Source organism: Mesobacillus foraminis (assembly GCF_004340465.1).
GTDB lineage: Bacteria > Bacillota > Bacilli > Bacillales > Cytobacillaceae > Mesobacillus_B > Mesobacillus_B foraminis.
In genome coordinates, this window is the sequence record NZ_SLVV01000013.1 from 106463 (window position 1) to 129352 (window position 22890).

The window sequence follows — 22890 nt, forward strand, 5'->3', positions numbered from 1 at the left end:
AGATTATGGAACTTAGAGGATGCAGCTCATCTTTGATTAAACTAATCTTTCATTTCATGGGTCTCAGGTTTGTTCAGGAATAAGAAGGAACAACTTTACTCTTAATATTGAGTAACTTACTGTCAATTCAGTAGCTTATTCCCTCCACTCTTTTATTAAGTGAACTTTAAATCCACAACTCTCCGTTTTCTTTTTCATTTGGTATCTTCTTTTGGAAGTTCAAGCCTCTGAAACAAATATCTACTTTAATGAAGGAATGCTACTTCTGGCTTCATCCCATTTCAAGTTAGACACACCAGGGTAGAACTGCTTCCAGGCTTTCGCCTGTTTTATAATATTTTCAACCGCTTTCGGATGATTTTGAATTGTGTTCTGGACAATAGATAAGGTAGGGATTAATTCAGGATGATGCCTTTCCCACGGTTGTCCATTTTCTTTCCATGCAAATTCGTGTATGCCGCCTGATCCCATTCCGGGTGCCGGGTATGCAAGGTAATGGGTCTGAACCGCATAACGATATAGTGCGCTTCCATGTCCAGCGGGAAAACCTTTTTCATGAAACATTGAAAATACACCCCAAAGTGCATCATAACTATTTTCACCGAACAGCAGCAGGTCTGGACGGTTCTTTTTCATTTCCTTTGCCCAGCTGACAAGACCTTCATATGGTGAATAATGAGGATCGTTTGCCCACCAGAAGGAGATATCCAGAAAAATTCCGTCTACTTTATATGTTTCAATTAAATATTTGGATCGTTCAATCATATGTTGTAAATATCCTGGATGGCCCATGTTGGCTAACATACAATTGTTTTCAGTTGATAAATCATAATCCCAGTCCACCCAGTCACATCTTTGTTCAAGACCCCAGGCATCCTTAATGACCGCATCTTCCAATCCAAGTTTCTTCATCACTTCAATATTGGCATTATTCGCACCTAGCATTGGTACAACTTTGACACCTAGTTCGTGGGCTTTTTGGACAAACCCTTTGAACCCTTCCTTGCCCCCCATCCTGGCACTTGGTTCATATTCAGGATAGTTGTAATAATACCGGCCATCCCAGCCAGGTAAAAAAGCAAGCACATGCTTTCCATCGATTTTTTCTGTAATGGATTTTAGGGTCTTCTCCATGTCGGCAAAAGTATTGAACACATGCCCTGTCCAATGCTCACCGTGGAGGATCGTAACAAGCTTAATGTCCTCAAGCCAAGCGGGTGTATCTTCACGCTGACGGAAGGGTACTAAGTTAAAGTTGTTCTCCAAGTCCTCGCACCGCTCCAAAATAATGGATTCAACATCCTCATAACAGCCAAGATGCCATGGTGGCATGACAATCTCGTTGGTTCGGTATCTTTTGTCCTCTTCATGCGCCAAGTCTAATACTTGAGTTTCAAGATAGGGATCAAAGTGGCTAGCAAAGCCCTTTAAACGAACCTTGTTGTCTTTTGATAATGCAAACCATTTGTTCTGCTGATGATCCTCAATAAAAGCAAGCGGCATTTTCATGTTAATTGGATAATGTTTCGCTTTAATGTCACGATGGTAATCATGAACATTAAGGACGGTCTTATTGTTCTCGTCAAATTGCATACTGGTTAAATTCAGATTAAAAACCTGGACTAGGATTGACTTGCACACTTCAGTTCCATGGCTTCCCCGGGCATTTATTACATAGCGGCCATCTGTCCCAAGGGTGATTTCCAATTGTATCTCACCTGGTGCTTTCTCTTGATTTCCAGCCCAGGAAAGACCTGTTGCCGTTAATAATGCGCGTTCGTTTGTCTCCACTATGGTCACTTTGTCAGGATCTGGAGCATAGGCGTTTTGTTCTGTAAATAACCTTACCGCGAAACTTAATTCCTTTAATTGAATCACTGTATCCCCAAAATCAAATCCAATTGTATACAAGTCCAATTTCCTCCACTTCAATATGGTTATAGTTTTTAAGCTTGATAGAATGTAAGTTCATAGGTGCAAGAGTTGTTTAAAAAGGTTTTATTGAACCTAACCTACAATCTCTTCAATCCTCGGATACTAATACCCAGAGGGTTTAAAATCATTTGACTGAACCGCTTGTCAGTCCACTGATAAAGTACCTCTGCAAGAAGAAAAACAATAAGATTATAGGAATAAAGCTTATGATTGATCCTGAAGAAAGCAGACCCCAATTCGTTCCATATTGCCCTACAGCAAGGTTTGTCAGGCCTACATTCAATGTTTTCAATTCGTTTGAATTGGCAAACACGAGAGCGATCAGGAAATCATTCCAAGTCGTATAGGCTGAAAAAATAGCGACAGTCGCGAGTCCCGGCCATACAAGAGGGAGCGCAATTTTTAGGAAGGTTTGAATGTCACTGTAACCGTCAATCAGAGCCGCCTCTCTCAAACTATTGGGCAATGCATCAAATGAATTTTTCAGCATGAACACCGCAAAAGGCAGCTGAAATGTAACATAGATAATCACCAAAGCAATATGAGTATTTAATAAATTTAATCCTTTCATAATGGAAAACAACGGAATGAGTAGACCATGAAACGGAATCATCAGGGTGACTAAAATGAGCATGAGAATGATATTTTTAAATGGGATATTTAACTTTGAGAAGCCATAACCGGCAAAAGCCCCTACAAGCGTGACAATCAGTACAGTGCTTATCGTCAAAATTGCGCTATTGAGAAAATAATTTAAAAATACACCGTTTTGAAGAGTAAAAATGGATTGGTAATTATCAAAAGTGAAGTTATCAGGAATCCATTCGGGCGGATACTTGACAATATCGCTCGATTTTTTGAATGACGTACTGACGATCCAAAGAAAAGGAACCAGGAATAGAAACGCGACAATGAAATTTACAATATAATTAAGCTTATGGTTTTGTAGATCTGAAAATAATCCCCTCAAGTTAGACACTCCTTTTAGTTTCCAGCTGGATCACGCATCATTTTAACCTGGAACACACTAAAAATGATTAAAATCACTAGTAATATAAAGGTCATAGCAGATCCGTAGCCTAGATTGAAGTATTTAAAAGATGTATTGTAGATATGGTGTACCACTGTGGTCGTGCTATTTGAAGGGCCTCCATGGGTCATGACGAGAAATTGTTCAAAAGCCAAAACTGAACCAATGACTGAGATGACAAGTGATAAACCAATGGAAGGCTTGAGAAGTGGGATCGTGATGTATAATATCTGCTGCCATTTGCTGGCTCCGTCAGTCTTTGCGGCTTCATAGACCTCTTCCGAAATTGATTGTAAACCCGATAAAAGAATGACCATCGTGAAGCCAGCCATCTTCCACGTAATCATGAAAGAGATTGCGGGCAAAGAAGTACTTGCCTGTCCCATCCAGACTATAGGCTCATTGATAATATGGAACTTCAACAGATAATAATTGAGCATCCCATACAGGTCATTGTAGATCCACAGCCACATTAAACTGCAGGAAACCATAGAAATAACGACTGGCATAAAATACACGGAGCGAAAGAATGAAGTTGCCCTTAATCGATTATTTATGAGCAGTGCCAGTATAAAACCAACTAGAAACAATGCAGGCGTCACGATGAGAGTATATTTTGCCGTAAACCAAAGTGAGCTCCAAAACGTACCGTCCTTTAGGAGGTTCAAATAATTGGTTAACCCGATAAAGGTACTCTCCCCCATGATTGGCCATTTATAAAATGACATAATGAAGGATTTTATAAACGGATAGACAAAGAAAATAAGATTCAATAGTAAAGCGGGCAAAATAAAACATATATGGCTTAATTTATATTTTCGTAATTTAAAATTCCGTCTTTTTACAGGCTTTTTAATTGATACTTGTACTTGCTGATTTGTAGCAATTCCCATTTCCTTTTTCCTCCTTTCAAGAGGAAGAAAGTTTCCTTTCTTCCTCATATCTCTACTAATTACTTAATATGTTATTAATTTCTTTATCGGCCTTTTTAAATGCTTCTTCTGGGGTAACATCCCCTTTTAGAGCACTTTGCATCGCATTTAGCAATGGCTGACTAAAGATTTCAGTATACTTTGTTGTGTAAGGGGTATTTCCTACTTTTAATGCTTCTGCGAACACCTGGTATCTAGGTTCTTCCTTAAAGTATTGGTTATCAAACAAATCTGTTCGAATTGGAATCGTTCCACTCTTTGCGAATACGTCAATCTGAGCCTCTTCAGATAGAGCATACTCAATAAATTCCCAGGCTTCTTCTGGATATTTAGAACCATTCGGTATTGCGATTAATTCACCTCCTGCAAATGAGGAGTGTTCCTTTCCTTCATTTTTAGGGATGAGAGTTACTCCGTAGTCAATATCCGGGTATTCTTTATTAAGCGTGTTTATGACAAAATTCCCTGTCAAAATCATACTAGCCTTTCCTGAAGTAAAGGCATCTTGTGTTTGGGCCCAACTATAGGTAACTACACCCTCAGGGGTAACGTTATCTTTCCGGGTTAAATCTGTATAGTACTGCAATGCTTCCAATGCCTCTTTGGACTTCAACGCAGATTTCGTACTATCATCATTAAAGACATCTCCTCCATTTCCCCACATAAAAGGAAGGAACGTAAAGGCATATGCTCCAAGGTCCGCTCCGGCAAATACGTAACCATAACGATCTTTCGTTGTCAGTTTCTTTGCATATTCACGCATCTCTTGCCAAGTAGTGGGCGGCTTTTCCGGGTCCAGCCCAGCTTCTTTAAAATGCTGTTTGTTGTAAACTAAAGCAGATACATCCGCACTAAATGGAAGGGCATATTTTTTATCTTCGTATGTTCCGAGCCGGTCCATTGCGTCAATAAACTGGTCTTTGTATGATAATGACTCGTATTTATCTGTTAAATCTTGAAGTGCGCCGATTGATGAGAAGTAGGGTGCCAATATTAAATCAAGGGATAAGATGTCTGGAACATCATTAGATGATAATCCTGCTGCAAATTGGTCAGAAAAGCTATGATTAGGAAATGAAGTCACTTCAATTTTAAACCCATGTTTTTCTTCATTAAATTTATCAACGACTTCCTGTACGTTTGCTGCACTTGCTTCTCGAGTCCACATTTTTATTACTTTTTCTCCGCCTGATTCCTCAGCAGATGAAGAAGATCCCTCGCTTGAGCATCCCGAAATTAAAGCAACCGACATTACAAGCGCGATCGCAGTTTTAAAGAATTTTCTTTTCTTCATCGTTGCATCCCCTTTAGTCAAATAATTTAAAAACGCTTTCATTTTTTAGGTATGTACATATCCATTCAATCAGATATACATCACCTCCTAAAATAGGTTGGCATTATTAATTGCACGAACTAGTTAAACGATTAAGTACCACTTACAATAATCCTTATGGCGGATTATTGGTGAGGACAAGAAACTGATTCTCTTTCAATCAATTCACATAGAAGTTGAGTTTTCTCACTATGGTTTTCGTTATTTTTTAACTGTTTGATTCGTTCAACCATCTTCTTAATGGATAGTTCCCCCATCTGACCTAGCGGTAATTTCATGGTCGTTAACTTAGGGGTAAAATACCAGCTGCATTCTTGGCCATCAAAACCAATAAGAGACAGATCATCGGGCACCTTAATTTCTAATTCCCTACATGCATCTAACACCCCTCCGGCCATGACATCACTCATGGCAAAAATTGCGCTTGGTGGATCATGGTTCTTAAGGAGTTCTTTGGCCATTTCATACCCAGATTGATATTCCCAGTCTCCTGTTTTAATATAGGCGGGATTAAATGAAATCTGATGGTCCATAAGTGCGCGGTGATAACCAATTAATCGCCGATGAGCAGGAACAGAGTCAACAGGGCCACTGATAATCGCAATTTTGCTATGACCCTTGTGAATCAAGTATTTTGTTGCTTCAAATGCTGCATTCTCATCGTCATAGTTAACGGAATCTTGATTCGAACTTGTATAGCAATACGTATAGATTATTGGTTTATTGATTTCAGGAATTAATCCAGTAACATCTCTGGTATGAACACCGATATAGATGATTCCATCCACTTGTTTGCTGAGTAATTCATTTGTTGCACTAACAATTAGATCTTTATACTTTTCAATATTGTCCAACTTCAGCCCCAGCTTTTTATAGATACGGAGGTTGACTAATAAAATGGAAAATCCTAATTTTTCAGCATATTTATTAATGCCATCAATGATTTCCGGAACGTAAAAGGTGGTAATATCCTCTACAATAACCCCGATTGTGCTCGTCTTTTTTATCTTCAAGCTTCTTGCTATCTCATTTGGTTTATAGTTCATTTCTTTTAAAACCTGGTATACTTTTTCTCTCGTTTTGTCGCTTACGTTGCCTGTATTATTTAGTACATAGGAAACAGTTGCGGTTGAAACGTTGGCTCTTTCTGCTATATCTTTTAGTCTGATCATTTAGATTCTCCTAGTTAATCGTTTAACTTAAACAAATAATAACTGAAAATTTATAATTTTGTCAATAGATTATCTTTAAAAAAGTTATAGGGTAGGATTATCAATTTAATTAAAGGGGCTCTTTTATTCCTAAATGTTATTTCGAATAAATTAGCATTAGCCTATCCACCTGTGTGCTTGTCCCATTTGCTTCCACATCAATTCCGGTTTACAAAGTCTGCCAAGTTCCTGGAGTTTATTATAAGAAAACTACTAATCTCGCAATCAGAAGTTTAAAAACATACTGTCAGAAACAAGTGTTTCTCAGTCTTGCAGGAATATGCTATTTTGATCAGTCAATATATTTTGACATCGAACCTTCCGTCTTTGTTTTCCAATCGAACACATGATTTCCAAGCCTTTTGGCTTATGCTGTTGAAGATCCAAAAAGGAATTCTTTCTTTTTTTCAGGCTGTTTTGACATCTCCACCTTCTGTTTCCTGGTATAAACCAGCAGTCAAACCCATGCGTGCAACTCCAAGTAGCTACTCTACATGGCAATACGTTGACCTTATGGTGTATTTGGCAGGTTCAGCTCCTGAAGGGATTATCGTACCCCCAAGAGAGGACGTCATTAACGCTACGCATACAAATAGGTTACCTATTTTAGGGAATGTATTCTTTCCCTACCGGTATATGGGGGAAAGAAATGAATTCCCCCCCAATAACAAGCAATGATCGGATAGAAGAAAATGATTTCTATAGGAGGTTTCCATTGGCGGACCAGTATTTTTCCAAAATATAAATAATACCAGAGGAGCCATGCGGTATTTCCTAATGTCCTCTTAGACTAACTTTATAGAATATAGACCTAAAGGTGGTAACCCCTAAAGAATAAACCTGTGCAGAGACAATTCTACACAGGCAAATTCGTAACTTCTCCCCTAATTAAAGTTGCTATGAAATCCTCTCTTCCCTTAATAAACAAAAGCCTATTGCTGTGCCAAGTTGGTTGCAGTTTGTGATGCAGTTAAATCAACCTGCAGCTGCTCACTTAGATTATGCGGATGATAGTATCCTTTTGACATCATATAGTTTGTGATATTTTCATGAGTTAGGATAGCAGCCTGTAAATGTTCTCTCAATACTGTTCTTAATTCCGGGGTAGCTGCTTCTGTAATTGCAATTGTGTAGTTTCTTATTCCTGCTTTGGCAGACATTAAGAAATCAGTTGCGATAATCTGGTCAGTCATACCGCCCATTCCTACCATGTTTTGGATAAATTGATTCATTGGTTGGCCTCCCGATTTGTTAAAAATTGCTGTAATTGCTGAATTTGCTGCTGTCCTGCCGAGACATCATTTGAAAGAATTGTTTGTAATTCTTCATCCTGTGCCAAAGGACCCATTGTTGTTGATTTGGTTAAACACAGGTTTTTAAAGGTTAACAATTCGTGTACTTCCAGAGTCTCATGCAATCCTAGATATTTGACCATCAATTTCACTCCTTTTAAGTTTGTGTATCTTCTTATTTATTTGAATGACTTTAATGGAATATTCATGTTAAGAATTATTCACTCTCTGATTGTGTATAAATAGAAAACCACCTTGGGAAAATACTTTAGATTATAAAAAAGTGGAGGTGAAGAATTGATGGATCAGCAAAAATTGGCTCTACACGAAACTTTGGAAACACACGAAATCATCAATATGAAAACTGTTTGTTTACTGAGGTCAAAATTAATGCAAGGGATTTGCTTTAATAATGAGCTGAAACAATTAATGCAAAAAGATGTTCAACAATCAACAGAAGCGATAAATGAGCTACTGCCTTTTTATAAACAAAGTGAAATTCTTCATTAACCAGGAGGTGGATTCATGAAAGACTATCTAGACCCGAGAAACGCGGAAGGCATGCCGAATCTGGCTGATTCTGCATTTGCAATGGATTTCTTGCTTTCTGTAAAAAATGGTATTCGTAACTATGGCTTTGCCATTGCAGAAGTTGCTAATCCGGAACTTAAAAGAGTATTAACTAAACAATTGATGCAAGCAATTGATCTACACGGAGAAATAGCCGACTTAATGATGAAGAGAAAATGGCTTCACCCCTATAATTTTAAAGAGCAGTATCCAGTTGATTTAAAAGGAGCAGAGACAGCCGTTCAAATTGGACAAATGACTCTCTTCCATAATGACACCGACCGGGGCGGAATGTTCGCTACTCCAAATGAATAAAAGGAGAGAACTATTTAGATGAAAGCAGTTACCTATCAAGGGATTAAAAATGTAGAAGTAAGAGAAGTGAAAGATCCAACAATTAAGAATTCAGATGATATTATTGTTAAAATAACAAGTTCCGCAATTTGTGGGTCGGACCTTCATTTAATTCATGGTATGATTCCAAGTATGCCTACTGATTTCGTCATTGGGCATGAGCCGATGGGGGTTGTTGAGGAAGTTGGGCCAGATGTAAGGAATTTAAAAAAAGGCGACCGGGTTATTATCCCTTTCAACGTGAGTTGCGGCTCGTGCTGGTATTGTCAGCATGATCTAACCAGCCAATGTGATAATTCCAATCCCCATGGTGACATGGGCGGATTTTTCGGCTACTCTGAACTTACTGGCGGCTATGCTGGCGGGCAAGCTGAGTATATGCGTGTACCTTACGGAAACTTTACGCCTTTTAAAATTCCGGAAGCTTGCGAAGTTGAAGATGAAAAGCTCTGTTTACTTGCCGATGCAGCTTCAACTGCCTACTGGTCGGTAGACCATGCCGGCGTCAAAGAGGGAGATACAGTCGTAGTGCTTGGTTGCGGCCCGGTTGGACTGCTTGCCCAAAAATTTGCCTGGTACAAGGGAGCAAAGAGGGTTATTGCTGTAGATTACGTTAACTACCGACTGCAGCATGCCAAGAGACACAACAAGGTTGAGATTGTGAATTTTGAACAGCATGAAAACACCGGTCAGTACCTAAAGGAAATTACAAAGGGCGGAGCAGATATTGTCATCGATGCTGTCGGTATGGATGGAAAATGGACCGAAATGGAATTTCTTGCAAGCGGATTAAAGCTTCAGGGCGGAGCGATGGGGGCAATTGTAATTGCTAGCCAGGCGGTTAGAAAAGGCGGTACCATCCAAATTACAGGCGTTTACGGAGGACGATATAATGCTTTTCCGCTAGGAGATTTTTTCCAGAGAAATATCGATCTAAAAATGGGACAGGCACCAGTTATTCCGTATATGCCTTTCCTATATGACCTGTTCAATTCAGGAAAAGTAGACCCTAGCGATGTTATTACACACGTTCTCCCCCTCGATCAGGCTAAGCATGGATATGAGGTTTTCGACACAAAAACAGAAGATTGCATTAAAGTTGTATTAAAGCCATAAAAACAGACAGCCCAGTAAGTTTAAGACTGGGTTTTTGGTTTTGTTAACAGAAAAATACGGATTTCGCCAAGAAGTTAAGAGTTTTTAGATGTAAGCTTTACTCATTCCTTAAATCTATATAGTGAAGCAGTTCCAATACGGTTGAAAGCTCTTAAAACAACTCCATGATGCGGGTATTTTTCCCAGGCAAATGGTACCGTATCAATATACATCAAAGCGAGGGCATGTACTTTAGAAAACATTGGCACGGAGCCATTGTAAGGGATCTAAATAAGAAGCCTTCCCACTTTAAAACCTACGGTAACAAAAAAACCGGCCAATTCTATTTAAGAAAGGCCGGTTGAATTTTGCTTTTATTTTGACTGGGAAATTTCATTAACAATTTCAGTTAATGCCTCTTTGACCGGTGTAGCAGGACGTCCCAGAACCTTTTCGAAATCATTGCTTTCAGTTTCCAGAGAGCCGTTGCGAATGCTTTCCTGAATGCCGACTAGGAGCGGAATGATGAAAGCAGGGAGACCTGCATCTTTCATGATAGAGGCATAGGCAGTGTCATCCACCTGCTGCACCTTAATATCTTTACCCAGGACATTGCTCAATTCGGATACAAGTTCTTCCTGGGTCAATAACTTCCCTGACAGTTCGTAGATTGTGTTTTCGTGGCCTTTCCCGGAAAGGACTGCAGCAGCAGCTTCTGCATAATCCTGCTGCGTTGCCCAGCCTACCCTGCCATTACCTGCTGATGTAACCCAAGGTGCCCCTGCCATGGCAGCCTGGATGGTTGGAATTTCATTCTCGAGATACCAGTTATTGCGTAGGAATGAATAAGGTATACCTGTTTTCTTGATGGCTGTTTCAGTAGCAACATGAGGCGGAGCCATTAGATTAGTGCTTTCTGGAGCGTTAGCTATACTTGTATAAGCAATAAATTTAACACCCGCGCGCTCCGCAGCAACGACTGCGTTTGTATGCTGGCGGATTCTTGTTTCATTGTCTCCATCAGCAGAAATTATTAACAAGCGGTCGATGCCTGCAAATGCAGTATCCAATGTCTCCGGGCTGTCAAAATCACCCTGCCGGACGTCGACTCCGCGGGCTTGTAATCCTGCAGCCTTTTCAGGGTTACGCACACTGACAGCCACCTGCTCAGCTGGAATAGTGTTTAATAAGGTATCCACGATTTTGGTTCCAAGTTTTCCAGTAGCGCCTGTAACTAACAATTTCATAAAAAAGTCCTCCTAGATTCATTTTAATATTGTAACCTATTCAATTACATGTAATCATTATAATTACAAGTTTATGTCAAGTCAACAAAAACCGTTTGTCCTTTGTTATTCTTCATGATTTTAAGGTATAATAAACCTGTAATCCAATTAATTACAAACGGAAGGGATGCTTTATGTCCATCAGCAGTCGATTTTCAGTTGGAATTCATATATTGTCGTTGATTGAATTTAATAAGGAAGGGATTAGCACATCCGATTTTCTGGCTTCAAGCGTCAACACGAACCCCGCTGTAATCAGGAAACTTATGGGGATGCTGAAGAAAGCAGGATTGGTAGAGGTGCATCCAGGAATCGCTGGAGCCAAGCTTGCTAAGAAAATGTCGGAAATAACACTCCTTGACGTATACAAGGCTGTTAATGTTGTACAAGATAATGAGTTGTTTGGAATGCATGAAAATCCGAACGCCGACTGTCCGGTGGGGAGGCATATCCAAAATACAATAGAGCCGATATTTTCAGCTGCACAGTTAGCAATGGAGAAAGTATTGGGTAATGTGACTCTGGAGGATGTTGTTAAGGATATTGGCAAAAAATCAAATATCGTCTGTTAATATAAAGGGCATTCCTATAGAATGTCTTTTAATTTTTCTGGTGTTTAATGAATTAAATAAATAATAGAGCTGGTGGGGTACTAACCTCCGGCTTCTCACACATCACGAGCTCTCGCATTTTATCCTTTGCCTTATTGGTCAAAGTGATCGGACAACAATATACAGTATTGAAGTGACGGGCTGATCTTACTTCGGATATTTCTGTTTTTACATTATTTAAATGAGTCAACAAGCTGCCTCATGGAGTCTATCTGAGAAGATAGTTTCAGTAAACCATTTCTCATCTCCTGTAGAAAGCGCTAAGTCAATCAGAAGACAATTTGCTCTATGTCTGATAATTTCAATTCCGGCAATTTCTTCACATCTTTGCTCTGTATTAGAATAGTTTTCCAACAGTCATCTAATTGTCAGACGTAACGATCTTATGAACTTATTCCATTATTTTTAGCTTATACACTTCTCTAGTTGATACAAGCTCTGCAATATTGTTCCTATATTCCTGATAATGAGCCGACTGAATATGGTGTTCCAACGCTTCCTCATCCTTCCACACTTCATATAAAACAAAAGTTAGGTCTTCAGATTGGTGCAAGTCATATTTTATACAACCTGCCTCTTCCCTTGATGCATCTTGTACCTTTTTAAGTTCTGATAATAGGTGCCCCTGCAGGCCTTCTTTTGGTTTTAATACAGCAGTAATTACAATATGCTCCATTTTCATCCCCCTTAATAATGAGTAGTTCGTCTTTCTTTTAAAAGTTGGTGGCAACGGAGTCAATGTCCCCCCAGCATGGTGTAAAAAATATACCTCTTTAATCTCTTATCTGCTCCAGTTATGTAAGCTTTTAACTGTTACTCCTAACTTTTTTAGTAGGCTTAAATTAGTAAAGGATTTGATACACTTTGATAGACACTTACATCGTTATATATCACCCTAAAAAATGCAAGTGTGAAAGGACCGTATAAAATGGTTTCAGCTCCCTTGCCGTCATCAAGGAGCACATGTCCCTACATCATCAGATTCTGTGCTTCATCAAGGCTGTTCAGAGCGTCAGCTTTTAATGAGGCAATGCATATATGTATCATGTCTTCAGAACAATGTTTTAACAGCTGAATGCTGGATTCATTTAACCTCTAAACGTCAATCAACGTTCGGATGAAAATAAGAGTTATATTCCGATCTTCATTAATCCTGTATTCTATCAATTCTCCATCATCCATAGAAAACAGGTCCTTGACAACAGCTATAGATGAATCATTATTCTTTTGAATAAGCTGGTTGCTGTCCTTATTTTCTGACGGATTCGTTTGCTTTTCTCTTTTTCCCAAACATAAATTTTCTTATCTGAAATCCTTAATGAGTTCTGTAAAAACTCCCGTTCTTTCCAGGATTATTATCCTCATTCCGCCTTTTCTTATCCATTTACACGGACGAAAAGGCGCCCCTGTTTATGCGGAGACGCCCAGTGTCATTCATCCTATATGTAAAGAATAAAAACTCATTTAAGAAGGAGAGTTAAACCTGGATTTATGATCTTTAGGGAAGCAGAAATCTATCCATAATAAGGCTGGAAGTAGCTGTACGACATCTAAAAGGCCTACTGCTGGAAGGAAGTAGACCATTTTTATTAAAAGGGAGGAGCAGGTACTTCGCCAATTTTCATACGAAGTAAACTATAAGGTTTTTCTCGTAAATCTCTTCCATAATGAAATCTGGCCTGCCGATGCAATTGGTTTACAATGACATATAAATATCCATCAGGGCCAATAGAAAAAGTATCAGGCCATAGTATTCTTGGATCATGTGCAATGGTTTCCATTGCTCCATTCGGCAATATCTTTCGAATACTGTTATTTTCATAGTCCCCAGCATAAATGATTCCTCTTGCATCGGTGATCATTCCATCAGATGCACCTTTTTCTCCCCAATACTCCACATGATAAGGTAATTCCATGTCAGGTATATTTCTGTCTCTCAGGGCTTCTGTTGAGATCGAGAACAAATGCCGACTGGTTAGTGGAGCAAAGAATAATATCTTTCCATCGGGAGAAATCGCAAGACTATCAGACGCCAATCTAAATGGAGAAGTTGAACCGTCTTTGTTTCGATTCATCAAAATTTGACCTTCTACTTTCGGTAAAAAGTGGGGATCGGGTGAAGTTGAGTTTGCCCCATTTAACCGTCTAAACGCGTTTCCATTTGATAAATCTACGACGATAATAGCTCCTGGTCCTCTTGAAGAAGAATCCGTTATATAGGCATAACCTGCTTTTCCAACACGAAAATCAAAACGGACATCATTCAGATAAGTTGTAGGCAGGACAACATCTTCTGTAAAAGTATATACTTTTCTTAATGTATTGGTATCTATATCAACAGCAACTAATTTGGCCCCTCCTTTAATAGGTTCAGAAAAATTGGGTGCCGCTGTATCTAAAATCCAAAGCGTTCCCCTTCCATCAGCAACTACGCTTTGGACACTGATGAAAGTCATTGTGATATTCTCGGGGTTAACCAAATTGGTTTGTAAATTAGGATAAGGCTGCAATTTATCTTCAACTATTTCCGCCACCGTAAATTTAACATCGTCTCCCCATTTCGGGAAGCAAATGAAAATACGACCGGTTTCTGAAACAGTAACACCTGTAGGCATAGCCCCATAAAATGCATAAACTAGTTCTAAATTACCGAAATATTTTTCACTAGCTAACATAGGTTTCATAATATCCTCCTCAAGCATTCAAACGGGATAACACCTATATATGATTTATATTTTTTCTAGTGCATGTTTCTTAATAAGTTTTTCTATACGAAAAGATAACTTTTTTAATTTGGATGCTGTAACATTGATCACAAACTCCGCCATTAACCAATAACTTATCCTCCTCATCAATCTCACAATTAAATTCAGAGCCTAATGATTTTTTTATATCCTCTCCCCCAATCTGCCATGGCATAAAATAGTCCATGTAATGATTTCATATTACCCCTTTCGTTTTCTTTCTGGCTTTTCGCCGAAACTTATTCCATGTTTGATATGTGTTCACTAGACTCTCCTTTGTCGGCAGCCTCGTGATGTTGTTCGGTTTAGTTTGCGTGTGGCACCGTTGATTGTTCCCTTGGGATTTCCGTCTACACCACTTTCGGTCCCTCCCAGCACCTGTTAACTAGAAGTAAAGATTTATTATTCTCCATAATGATAAATCTTTTTGTACCCTACTCAATGAACTCTTCTAGCATAAGAAGGGAAATGGTAGCCCATCATAAAGATGTAATTAAACCTATATAATTACGGGGGTAACAAATTTGGATATTCTTATTGCGATATTGGGTATCATCGTCCTATTAGGCCTGCCATATGTCCTCTCAAAAGACCGAAAAAACATAAATCTCAAAGCCGTAGCGATCATGTTGGCTTTACAGTTTGCACTAACCTGGTTTATGTTCAATACGACAATCGGTCAAAGCATCCTTAATACCATATCAGCCGGTTTTAACAGGCTGCTGGATTTCGCCACTGTCGGCGTTGAATTTGTATTTGGAGGAATAGCGACTGACGCTCCATTCGTGTTCTTCTTTAACGTCTCTTTAGTTATCATTTTCTTCTCCACTTTGCTTTCGATCTTAACCTATCTTAAAATCCTTCCATTGGTCATCAGATTATTGGGCGGGGCATTATCAACTGTGACCGGGTTGCCAAAAGTGGAATCTTTCAATGCTGTAAATTCCATCTTCTTTGGACAATCCGAAGCGCTCTTAACCATTAAGTCGCAATTTTTTCGTTTGAGCCGGGACCGCTTGTACACGGTCTGTGCTTCAGCAATGGGCTCTGTATCCGCATCCACCAGTGGATCCTATATGCAGCTTCTTCCTCCACAATACGTCTTGGGGGCAATGGTTCTCAATGCTTTTTCCGCTTTGATAATTGCTTCCATATTAATGCCGGTGAAATTGCCAAAAGAAGAAGACATTATTGAGATAAATAAAACGGAGCAGGCTGACAGTTTTTTCGAGGCTATGAGTGAGGGGGCAATAGACGGATTGAAAATTGCAGGAATTGTAGCAGGAATGCTCATCGCGTTTATTGCCACAATGGAAATGGTCAACTTCATTATCTCCGGAGTAACCAGACTGGCTGGCTATGAAACAACCCTGCAAGAAATTTTCGGCTTTATTCTATATCCACTCGTCTTTTTAAGTGGGGTTCCGGCGAACGAAGCCATTCAGGCAGGAGGCATTATGGGCACGAAAATCGTCCTAAATGAATTTGTGGCTATGCTGAGTTTTCAGCCAATGATTCCTGACCTCTCAGAAAAGACAGTTGCGATTGTTTCAACTTTCTTAATCTCATTTGCAAACTTCAGTTCGATTGGAATCATAGCGGGCTCCGTTAAAGCGATGGATCCGGAGAAAGGAAGGATGGTTTCGGGCTTCGGATTTAAGTTGCTTTTCGGAGCAACCTTGGCCTCCTTTTTATCAGCAACGATTGTTGGCCTCTTTATCTGATTAAGACCCATTGCCCACATGAGTTCTAATAAGAATTCGTTCCCTAGAGAACGATATTTGTTGAACTTGTTTGGGTGATTATGGGTATCCAGAAAGAGTGATAAAAATCGGCCGTCGTCTAGTCACTATAGAGAGACGTCGGTTTCTCAAGGAATGTGGGTTGGCACCTTGATTCAGTTTCAGCAGAAACAAACTAAATCACTAGCCATTAAAGTAACAGGAAAATTGGACTTTGCCAATCATCCCATGCTGGAAGACTATAAGTACCTCCATACAGTAGCTGGAGATCATGTAGGGAATTTACCATACCGAGTCCTAGCATGCTTCATTTTCGCGGAGAGATTGATAAGGACTGCTACTATCGGCTTTCCTACAAGCTGTATAACTTTTCGGAAGGAGAGGAAAGCAGCACTGGCCGCTGGGCACAGGGCCAGGCTCTGGATGGTCATGGTGATTACGAATATGTCAGTTCCCCAGTGCCAGAGGGTAAACGGCCTAACCTAAAGCCGGCTCCTTCCAACCTTCATAATAAGCTCTTCCGCTAGATTACAAGACCTCCTGCCTGACACACTGTCAGGCAGCTTTTTTGTTTATCCCCCGAACTCTCTCCCTATCCTCCACGAAAATCTTTACTAAAATCATTCCGATGCTCCCGATTGGTAGTAATCCTTCTATTTCCGATCGCTGGTTTCTCTTCGTCGCGAGCAGAACCATTGTACAGAGTATGAGGAAGGATTTATTTTAGTCTTTCTTATCTCTATAAAGGTTATAGGAGTTAAGTTTAAGATAGATCGTTTCACCTACAGTTTTGTCCCTTTTAACATTAGTTCATAGCCGTGTTGCTCCAATGCGTATTCTACTCCTTGTTGAAGGCTAGAGAAGGAAAGGAAATCATTCATATCTATTCCTGACAGTGTGATTGTTATTGCAAGCTCTTTGGACACTCCTACAACAAAACAATCTCCCCCAAGTAAACGAACCGCTTTTATTAATTTCTGTATTCCAAAAATAGTGTAATCATCAACACTAGATATTCCAGTTAAATCGATAAGGAGATATTGAGCTTTGTTCCTGCTTAATTCAAAAAGAGCTCTTTGCATTAAATCAGACAGTCGGTCTTCATTAAATTTTCCAATTAGGGGTGTCACAAGTATCCCTTTTAAGACTGGAATTATCGGAAAAGATAGTTCCTGTACAAGTGAGGTCAGTTCCTCAGTCCTTTCGCTCACCTTTTGTTCCAATTCTTTGATGCTTTGTCGTTCTTTACGCCTGGCCAATTCATGAATATTCCTTGAGGGTGTAACATCTGAAGGAAATATCTCTATTTCATCATATTCGTTCCCGTTTAGCTGACTTTTAATGATTTTATACCATACATTTTGTCCAAAGAGACCTGTAAAAACGCCCGCCCAATGGCTTGGCAACAAAACACCTGCATGATCCCTGTTGGAGTCATTGAAAATACGGTGCTCCCAGCTATTAGTTAGCTGAACAACGGCTCTTTTTTCGCTAAACGAATAATCTGTGATAGTAACGTTTCCCCAACCTGCATTTTATATATGTCAGAATACTCTTCAAGAAGCTGCTCAATATCAGTCCTTCCCTTATAATACGAACTGACTAGGTGTCCCATTCGGTATCCTGTCGCTTCATAAACTGTCTTTGATACATCACTGCCTGATACTTCTTCAATCGTCTTCAGGAACAGCTCTATTGCAGAATCCCAAAAAAGAAGAGCTGAAGCTCCATCAAAAGTAAAAAGCCCCTTTTCTTGGTCCCACACAAACTCATTCTTGTTTACTTTTACTTTAACGTTCGAATCCGCCATTTTTACCCGCTCCATGAATTTATAGATTTTTATTTTGATTTATCAGCTTCAATGGTTACAAATCCAATAACGCCAGCCGGTGCGGGTGCTACGTTTGTAATCTGTGCTAATGCAGCATAAAGATTTTTTATAACATGTTGGAACCTGTATAATAGTTTGAAAATTACGCTTAAAATTAATAAAGGTGGGGTGAGACATTGTAAGGACTCGATGAAAACTCCGTGTCTGTCATATAAAATTCATGGCATTCAATGAGCTTAGCCTTTAGTTCCTCGGATACTCTTATAGCATCATACGCGCATACTGCAAGTATTTCCTCCCTGTTGATGATACTGTTCATCTCGTTTTCGAATTTTACCAAAGTTTGGCTGAGATCTTCTTGATATCCCCATTCAACATGCCCCCATATTCAGAACGGGATATCATTCTCATAATAAGGGTGAACAACTTTATAGAAGTAATCTAAAGTCGTGGGGGGATGTAATTGACCATTAACGCAGTAATAATCAAAGTTATTGACAAAATTCACCTTCATCAATTGTTCAGTTGAAAGGGTTATAGAAATTTCCTCGCGCAATTTAGAGTAAATTTTATCATTATCTATTAATATTATCTGGTCACCTTTTTCAATACCAGATATTATGTAATGAGCCGCATTGCTTAAGTATTGTTCTAAATCCTCGAAACAATAAAGTATATGTGCACTATTTTGTGGTTTATTGTTTAGGTTTGAAATAATAGTCATATACATACTCTCTTACTAAAAAAACAAATTTGGTTAACCTGATTCCTTATGATTTATAAAGGGTAGGGTGATTATCTCGTTTTTTAATCGAAACCTCATACATCAAAAATAGAGTTCTCCAATGACAAAATGAACGCGCTACGACCTGATCTCTTAATCGACCTTGGCATTTCGATGCCGGTCAATAGAACGGTATAATGTCGAATTTATTCCTCATGCTTTGATCCATTCCTGGGTGGCGTTGACCGAACAAAATCATTGTGAGTAAACAGAACTCCTTTTCCTAATTCATCTTGTTTGGTTTATGTATCCTGTATCCGGACATCGATTCAAAATCACGGACTTCCAAATCTTCTATATGGATCGCTACCACTCTGACCGGCCATTTGCTAAGGCAAATCTAGTAAATCTCACCCTGTTACCAACCAATGTGGTAAACAATTTATCCATGAAACCTTGTAAAATCTGTTGCATTAACACCTTTTTTCGATTCATAACATTTACAGTGTCTAATATATTATATCAGATACCATTGTGCATCCATTATGACAAAGCACGTCAAAGCTTTTTTAATCGTTTTTAGCTAATGTTTTCAATGTATTAATTAACCTCTATCAATAACTTTTTAGACAAGCAACAGATACACTTAGAATGTGATACTACAAGAACGATAGCCCTCAGTGGCGCTTGCTTAATCTCCATTTACGATTTGGGTTCTGTGTGCTATCCTGCTTTATCAGTATCAATCAATCTTCCTACGAACTCGGTTCAGAGCAGTAGAAGTACTTCTAAAGAAACTAAGTAAGCTATCATATTGTTATAAAGAATAGGGGCTCCCTACACACTTTGTTGGTATAAGGAAGTTATTAAAATCATGAATAAATTTACTATTTCACTTTAGTAATTTCAAATACACAAGAAAATTAGTGAATAGAAAAATAAACAAGGCGAAAACTGATTAGTTTTCGCCTTTCTCTTCTCAAAAAAATTATCATTGAAATACATTCTTATTGAGGATCTTTTCTTTCGCCAGCCATGCTGCACCAATAACACCTGCATAATTGCCTAGTTTAGCAGTCACAATCTCGACACCTTGTGCCACTCTCGGAAAAGCAAATTGAACAAACTCCTCTCTAAGCGGTCGCAACAAGGTATACTCAGCTTTCGAAACCCCTCCTCCAATCACAATTGTTTCAGGATTTAAGCCATTCGCTAAATTTGAAAGAGACAATCCTAAATGAAAGGCCACTTGTTCGACGACTCGGTTAGCAAGTACATCGCCTTCCTTCGCCGCATCAAAGACGTGCTTGGCGGACAAGGTTTGATGTATCTGATATTGTCGTAAACAGCTACTCTCATCTGAAGAGACTAATTCTTCTTTGGCCAAGCGAACAATTCCAGTAGCTGAAGCTACTGTTTCCAGACACCCTAATTTCCCGCAGTTACATGGTGCTCCGTTTTTCGGTACGGCTGTGATATGTCCAATTTCACCACCGGCTCCATTTACCCCATGTACAACCTCGCCATTAACGATAATTCCACCACCAACACCTGTTCCTAAAGTAACACAAATTAAGTTTTTAGCCCCTTTGCCCGCACCTTTCCACATTTCACCGATTGCCGCTATATTTGCATCGTTGTCGACAACAACCGGCAGAGATGTTTCCCTCTCGAGAATCGTTTGTAATTGGAATTTTTCCCAGCCCAGGTTTACCGCCACTTCAACGGATCCGTCATCCTTGTTCACAGGGCCTGGCGCACCAACTCCGATTGCAACTAACTGATTTTTGGTTAGATTGAATTCTTTCAATCTTTCGTCAATAGATTTCGCAATGGATGCGGGTATGTGTTTGCCTTTATTACAAATGTCAGTATCGATCTCCCAACTACAAATAATGTCACCAGACAAACTGATAAATGCCATTTTAATCGTAGTGCCACCTATATCAACACCTACTAGCCATTTTTCTCCCATAACGATTCACTCATTTCCTTCATGTTTTCCTGCTCCGAAAAGCGACACTTTACAAAAGAGGCTCCTCAATTGAGAAGCCTCCTGTTGCAGTTTGAGAGATTTGTGTAGCTAGAGCCAACTAGGAGTAGGCATTCTGCTTCTCTCATTATTTTACAGCTGCAGCTGTTTTTTCAAGATTGATCCATTGACCCTTTTCGGCTGATTCAAGAATCGCATCTGCAATTAATTCAATCTGGTAACCATCGTTGAAGTTAGGTGAGAATTCAGTATCCTCACTGATTGCTTTAAAGAAATCATATGTTTCAATGATCTTTGTTTCACCGTAACCAATACCGAGAGCAGGGATTGGCCATAGTCCTTCACCGTAAGGAGTAGCTGGTCCTGAGTAAACTGTTCTAAATCCTTTTGCATCACTTGGATCATCAGCGAAGCAAACTTGAAGCTCGTCACGGCGCTCATAGTTAAAGTATAAAGAACCTTTTTCACCATGAATTTCAAAAGTTAGGAAGTTGTTGCGGCCATGCGCATTACGTGTTGCTTCAATCGTTCCGATTGCACCAGTATCAAACTTAACCATCGTAATAAATTCATCATCCACGTCTACAGCTGCTTTAGGTACATCGTCGCTTCCGGCCTTCACAGTACCTAACTTGTCGATGCCGCCCGTTTGAATGGGTCTTTCAGGAATCCATGTTTTTGTCATCGCATTTACATCTGTGATTTCACCAACAAGGTAACGAGCATAATCAACTACGTGTGTGCCAATATCACCTAGAGCACCTGACCCAGCGATTTTCTTTTGGAAACGCCATGATAATGGAGAGTTCGGGTCAGCTGACCAGTCTTGTAAGTACGTTCCACGGAAGCTCAGAACTTTACCAATTCTTCCTTCTTCAATATATTTTTTCGCAAGCGCAACAGCTGGTGTTCTCCTGTAGTTAAAAGCGACCGCGTGTTTTACACCTGCTGCTTTTACTGCTTCCAACATTTCTTTCGCTTGTTCAGCACCTAATGCTAATGGCTTCTCACAGATAATATGCTTTCCAGCTTTTGCAGCTGCAATCGCAATCTCTGCGTGAGTATTATTTGGAGTTACGATATCAATCACATCGATTTCTGGATTGTTAACAACTTCTCTCCAATCGGTAGCATAGTTGTCAAAGCCTAATCTTGCTGCCGCATCTTTAGCCAATCCTTCGTTAACGTCAACTACTGTATGGCGATGAGGAATGGCTGGTGCTGGCCAGAAAAACATTGGCATTCCTGCATATGCAAGTGAATGCGCCTTACCCATAAATCCTCCACCAATCATACCTACGTTTAATTTTTTCATCATAGTATCCTCCCACTTTTATCTTCTTTTTTTAAAAAATTTACTATTCTTAATAGATGAAACGTTATGCTTTTTTTACTTTATCGAATTGATTTAAATAGCTGCGGCTGATTTTAGCCCCGTGTTTCGGATCTGGGTAGCTGTCTAACTCAACCGTAATCCAGCCATCATAGTTCGCCTCTTCTAATGCTTTAACCATTTCATCAAATTTTTGATGGCCTTCACCTAATGGTAAAAAATCTCCATTGGCATAATCTTTGAAATGCACATACTTGATACGATCCACATATTTTCTGATCACAGTCACGGGATCTCCACCGCCTGCTTCGATATGAGCTGTGTCTGGGCAAAGATTAATTTTTGTTAATGGCATTAATTTATCAAGTTGTTTAGGAGCCTGAACATTCGTTCCTAAATGAGGGTGATAACTTGCAACAAGATTATATTTTTCAGCAATTTCTACTACTTTATTAAGCGCGTTACCAAGAGCCCTATAATCACTTTCAAGAATCCCGTTTGCACGTACTGCTCCTCCGCCGATTACTAGATGCTCTGCACCTACTTCGGATGCGAATGCCGCGACATTTTCTATTTTTATTAATTCTTCTTCTAAAATATCAGGGAAAATAAAGTTCCCGCCGGTATAAACACCAACCAAAGTTAAAGAATGCTCGTTCATCAATTTTAAGAACTCTTCTTTTTTTTCTTTGTATTCCATTAAGTTGCCATCGAAGAGTTCAAAGCCATCATAGCCAGCTTCAGAAATATCCTTTAATGCCTCTTCTGTTGATCCGTAAGCAAGGTAGTAAGAATCCTTAACAGAAGTAACACCCGCTGGATGACCAACTACGCCGCCCCAAGTATTTGTTTGATAACCTAATTTCATGTGATT

The 22890-nt window shown here is 39.4% G+C and carries 24 protein-coding genes and 1 pseudogene; 7 read left to right on the forward strand and 18 right to left on the reverse strand.

The features are described from left to right. Positions 1-240 precede the first annotated feature (240 nt). The 5 genes from EV146_RS22100 to EV146_RS22120 form a co-directional block, all read right to left on the reverse strand. Entirely contained in the window at positions 241-1911 is a 1671-nt protein-coding gene (locus tag EV146_RS22100; protein ID WP_132010828.1) for a DUF6259 domain-containing protein, read from the reverse strand. A gap of 148 nt (positions 1912-2059) precedes the next feature. After that, the gene (locus EV146_RS22105) at positions 2060-2905 is read right to left on the reverse strand and encodes a carbohydrate ABC transporter permease (RefSeq protein ID WP_132010830.1); all 846 of its coding nucleotides are present in this window, start codon (positions 2903-2905) and stop codon (positions 2060-2062) included. A gap of 14 nt (positions 2906-2919) precedes the next feature. Then, positions 2920-3858, reverse strand: coding sequence for a carbohydrate ABC transporter permease (locus EV146_RS22110; RefSeq protein WP_132010832.1), 939 nt, complete (start codon positions 3856-3858; stop codon positions 2920-2922). A 55-nt stretch (positions 3859-3913) separates the two neighbouring features. Then, entirely contained in the window at positions 3914-5191 is a 1278-nt protein-coding gene (locus EV146_RS22115) for an ABC transporter substrate-binding protein (protein ID WP_241994015.1), read from the reverse strand. A 164-nt stretch (positions 5192-5355) separates the two neighbouring features. Continuing rightward, on the reverse strand, positions 5356-6402 hold the full coding sequence (locus EV146_RS22120; protein WP_132010834.1) for a LacI family DNA-binding transcriptional regulator: 1047 nt from the start codon (positions 6400-6402) through the stop codon (positions 5356-5358). Positions 6403-6906: 504 nt separating this feature from the next. On the opposite strand from EV146_RS22120, the gene EV146_RS28000 reads away from it, so the two are divergent. Further along, on the forward strand, positions 6907-7119 hold the full coding sequence (locus tag EV146_RS28000; protein ID WP_258235998.1) for an endo-beta-N-acetylglucosaminidase: 213 nt from the start codon (positions 6907-6909) through the stop codon (positions 7117-7119). 254 nt (positions 7120-7373) lie between these two features. Here the strand turns inward: EV146_RS28000 and EV146_RS22130 are convergent, their stop codons facing one another. Together EV146_RS22130 and EV146_RS22135 are read right to left on the reverse strand one after the other, a co-directional pair. Next, entirely contained in the window at positions 7374-7673 is a 300-nt protein-coding gene (locus EV146_RS22130) for a spore coat protein (protein WP_132010836.1), read from the reverse strand. Further along, on the reverse strand, positions 7670-7876 hold the full coding sequence (locus EV146_RS22135) for a hypothetical protein (protein WP_132010838.1): 207 nt from the start codon (positions 7874-7876) through the stop codon (positions 7670-7672). The genes EV146_RS22130 and EV146_RS22135 overlap by 4 nt, the downstream gene beginning before the upstream one ends. A gap of 157 nt (positions 7877-8033) precedes the next feature. On the opposite strand from EV146_RS22135, the gene EV146_RS22140 reads away from it, so the two are divergent. Genes EV146_RS22140 through EV146_RS22150 form a run of 3 tightly spaced genes read left to right on the forward strand, consistent with a single transcriptional unit; the run spans position 8034 to position 9773 of the window. Then, a complete protein-coding gene (locus EV146_RS22140) occupies positions 8034-8243 on the forward strand; it encodes a spore coat protein (RefSeq protein WP_132010968.1) in 210 nt (69 codons plus the stop codon). 15 nt (positions 8244-8258) lie between these two features. Beyond that, on the forward strand, positions 8259-8618 hold the full coding sequence (locus EV146_RS22145; protein WP_132010840.1) for a spore coat protein: 360 nt from the start codon (positions 8259-8261) through the stop codon (positions 8616-8618). Positions 8619-8636: 18 nt separating this feature from the next. Continuing rightward, positions 8637-9773 carry a zinc-dependent alcohol dehydrogenase gene (locus EV146_RS22150; protein ID WP_132010842.1) on the forward strand — a complete coding sequence of 379 codons (1137 nt, stop codon included), beginning with the start codon at positions 8637-8639 and terminating at the stop codon, positions 9771-9773. Between the two features lie 353 nt (positions 9774-10126). Here the strand turns inward: EV146_RS22150 and EV146_RS22155 are convergent, their stop codons facing one another. Then, positions 10127-10999 carry an SDR family oxidoreductase gene (locus EV146_RS22155; RefSeq protein WP_132010844.1) on the reverse strand — a complete coding sequence of 291 codons (873 nt, stop codon included), beginning with the start codon at positions 10997-10999 and terminating at the stop codon, positions 10127-10129. Positions 11000-11172: 173 nt separating this feature from the next. On the opposite strand from EV146_RS22155, the gene EV146_RS22160 reads away from it, so the two are divergent. Further along, positions 11173-11610: an Rrf2 family transcriptional regulator gene (locus tag EV146_RS22160; protein WP_132010846.1), complete on the forward strand. Its 438-nt coding sequence runs from the start codon at positions 11173-11175 to the stop codon at positions 11608-11610. 430 nt (positions 11611-12040) lie between these two features. Here EV146_RS22160 and EV146_RS22165 read toward each other — a convergent pair whose 3' ends face one another. From EV146_RS22165 to EV146_RS27230, 4 genes are all read right to left on the reverse strand, one after another. Further along, entirely contained in the window at positions 12041-12325 is a 285-nt protein-coding gene (locus EV146_RS22165) for a putative quinol monooxygenase (protein WP_132010848.1), read from the reverse strand. A 419-nt stretch (positions 12326-12744) separates the two neighbouring features. Next, entirely contained in the window at positions 12745-12939 is a 195-nt protein-coding gene (locus tag EV146_RS27705; protein WP_181215929.1) for a hypothetical protein, read from the reverse strand. 299 nt (positions 12940-13238) lie between these two features. Then, positions 13239-14333 (reverse strand): L-dopachrome tautomerase-related protein, encoded by a 1095-nt coding sequence (locus tag EV146_RS22175; protein ID WP_132010850.1) that lies wholly within the window; start codon positions 14331-14333, stop codon positions 13239-13241. A gap of 70 nt (positions 14334-14403) precedes the next feature. Next, positions 14404-14580 carry a hypothetical protein gene (locus tag EV146_RS27230; RefSeq protein WP_158287172.1) on the reverse strand — a complete coding sequence of 59 codons (177 nt, stop codon included), beginning with the start codon at positions 14578-14580 and terminating at the stop codon, positions 14404-14406. Positions 14581-14917: 337 nt separating this feature from the next. Here EV146_RS27230 and EV146_RS22180 point away from each other — a divergent pair, with 337 nt between their 5' ends. Together EV146_RS22180 and EV146_RS22185 are read left to right on the forward strand one after the other, a co-directional pair. Next, entirely contained in the window at positions 14918-16117 is a 1200-nt protein-coding gene (locus EV146_RS22180; protein WP_132010852.1) for a NupC/NupG family nucleoside CNT transporter, read from the forward strand. Between the two features lie 320 nt (positions 16118-16437). After that, a complete protein-coding gene (locus EV146_RS22185; protein WP_132010854.1) occupies positions 16438-16662 on the forward strand; it encodes a manganese catalase family protein in 225 nt (74 codons plus the stop codon). A 255-nt stretch (positions 16663-16917) separates the two neighbouring features. On the opposite strand, the gene EV146_RS22190 is transcribed toward EV146_RS22185, so the two are convergent. The 6 genes and pseudogenes from EV146_RS22190 to EV146_RS22220 all read right to left on the reverse strand — a co-directional run bounded on the left by EV146_RS22190 (position 16918) and on the right by EV146_RS22220 (position 22884). Then, a complete protein-coding gene (locus tag EV146_RS22190; protein WP_158287173.1) occupies positions 16918-17544 on the reverse strand; it encodes an STAS domain-containing protein in 627 nt (208 codons plus the stop codon). A gap of 56 nt (positions 17545-17600) precedes the next feature. After that, a complete protein-coding gene (locus EV146_RS22195) occupies positions 17601-17945 on the reverse strand; it encodes a hypothetical protein (RefSeq protein WP_132010858.1) in 345 nt (114 codons plus the stop codon). A gap of 175 nt (positions 17946-18120) precedes the next feature. Beyond that, positions 18121-18696 (reverse strand): annotated as a pseudogene (locus EV146_RS28440) (MEDS domain-containing protein). A gap of 985 nt (positions 18697-19681) precedes the next feature. Continuing rightward, entirely contained in the window at positions 19682-20665 is a 984-nt protein-coding gene (locus EV146_RS22210) for an ROK family glucokinase (protein ID WP_132010862.1), read from the reverse strand. 145 nt (positions 20666-20810) lie between these two features. Next, positions 20811-21998, reverse strand: a complete 1188-nt coding sequence (locus EV146_RS22215) for a levoglucosan dehydrogenase (RefSeq protein WP_132010972.1) — start codon at positions 21996-21998, stop codon at positions 20811-20813. A 64-nt stretch (positions 21999-22062) separates the two neighbouring features. Next, complete coding sequence (locus EV146_RS22220) at positions 22063-22884, reverse strand: sugar phosphate isomerase/epimerase family protein (RefSeq protein ID WP_132010864.1); 822 nt, start codon at positions 22882-22884, stop codon at positions 22063-22065. Between the last annotated feature and the right edge of the window lie 6 nt (positions 22885-22890).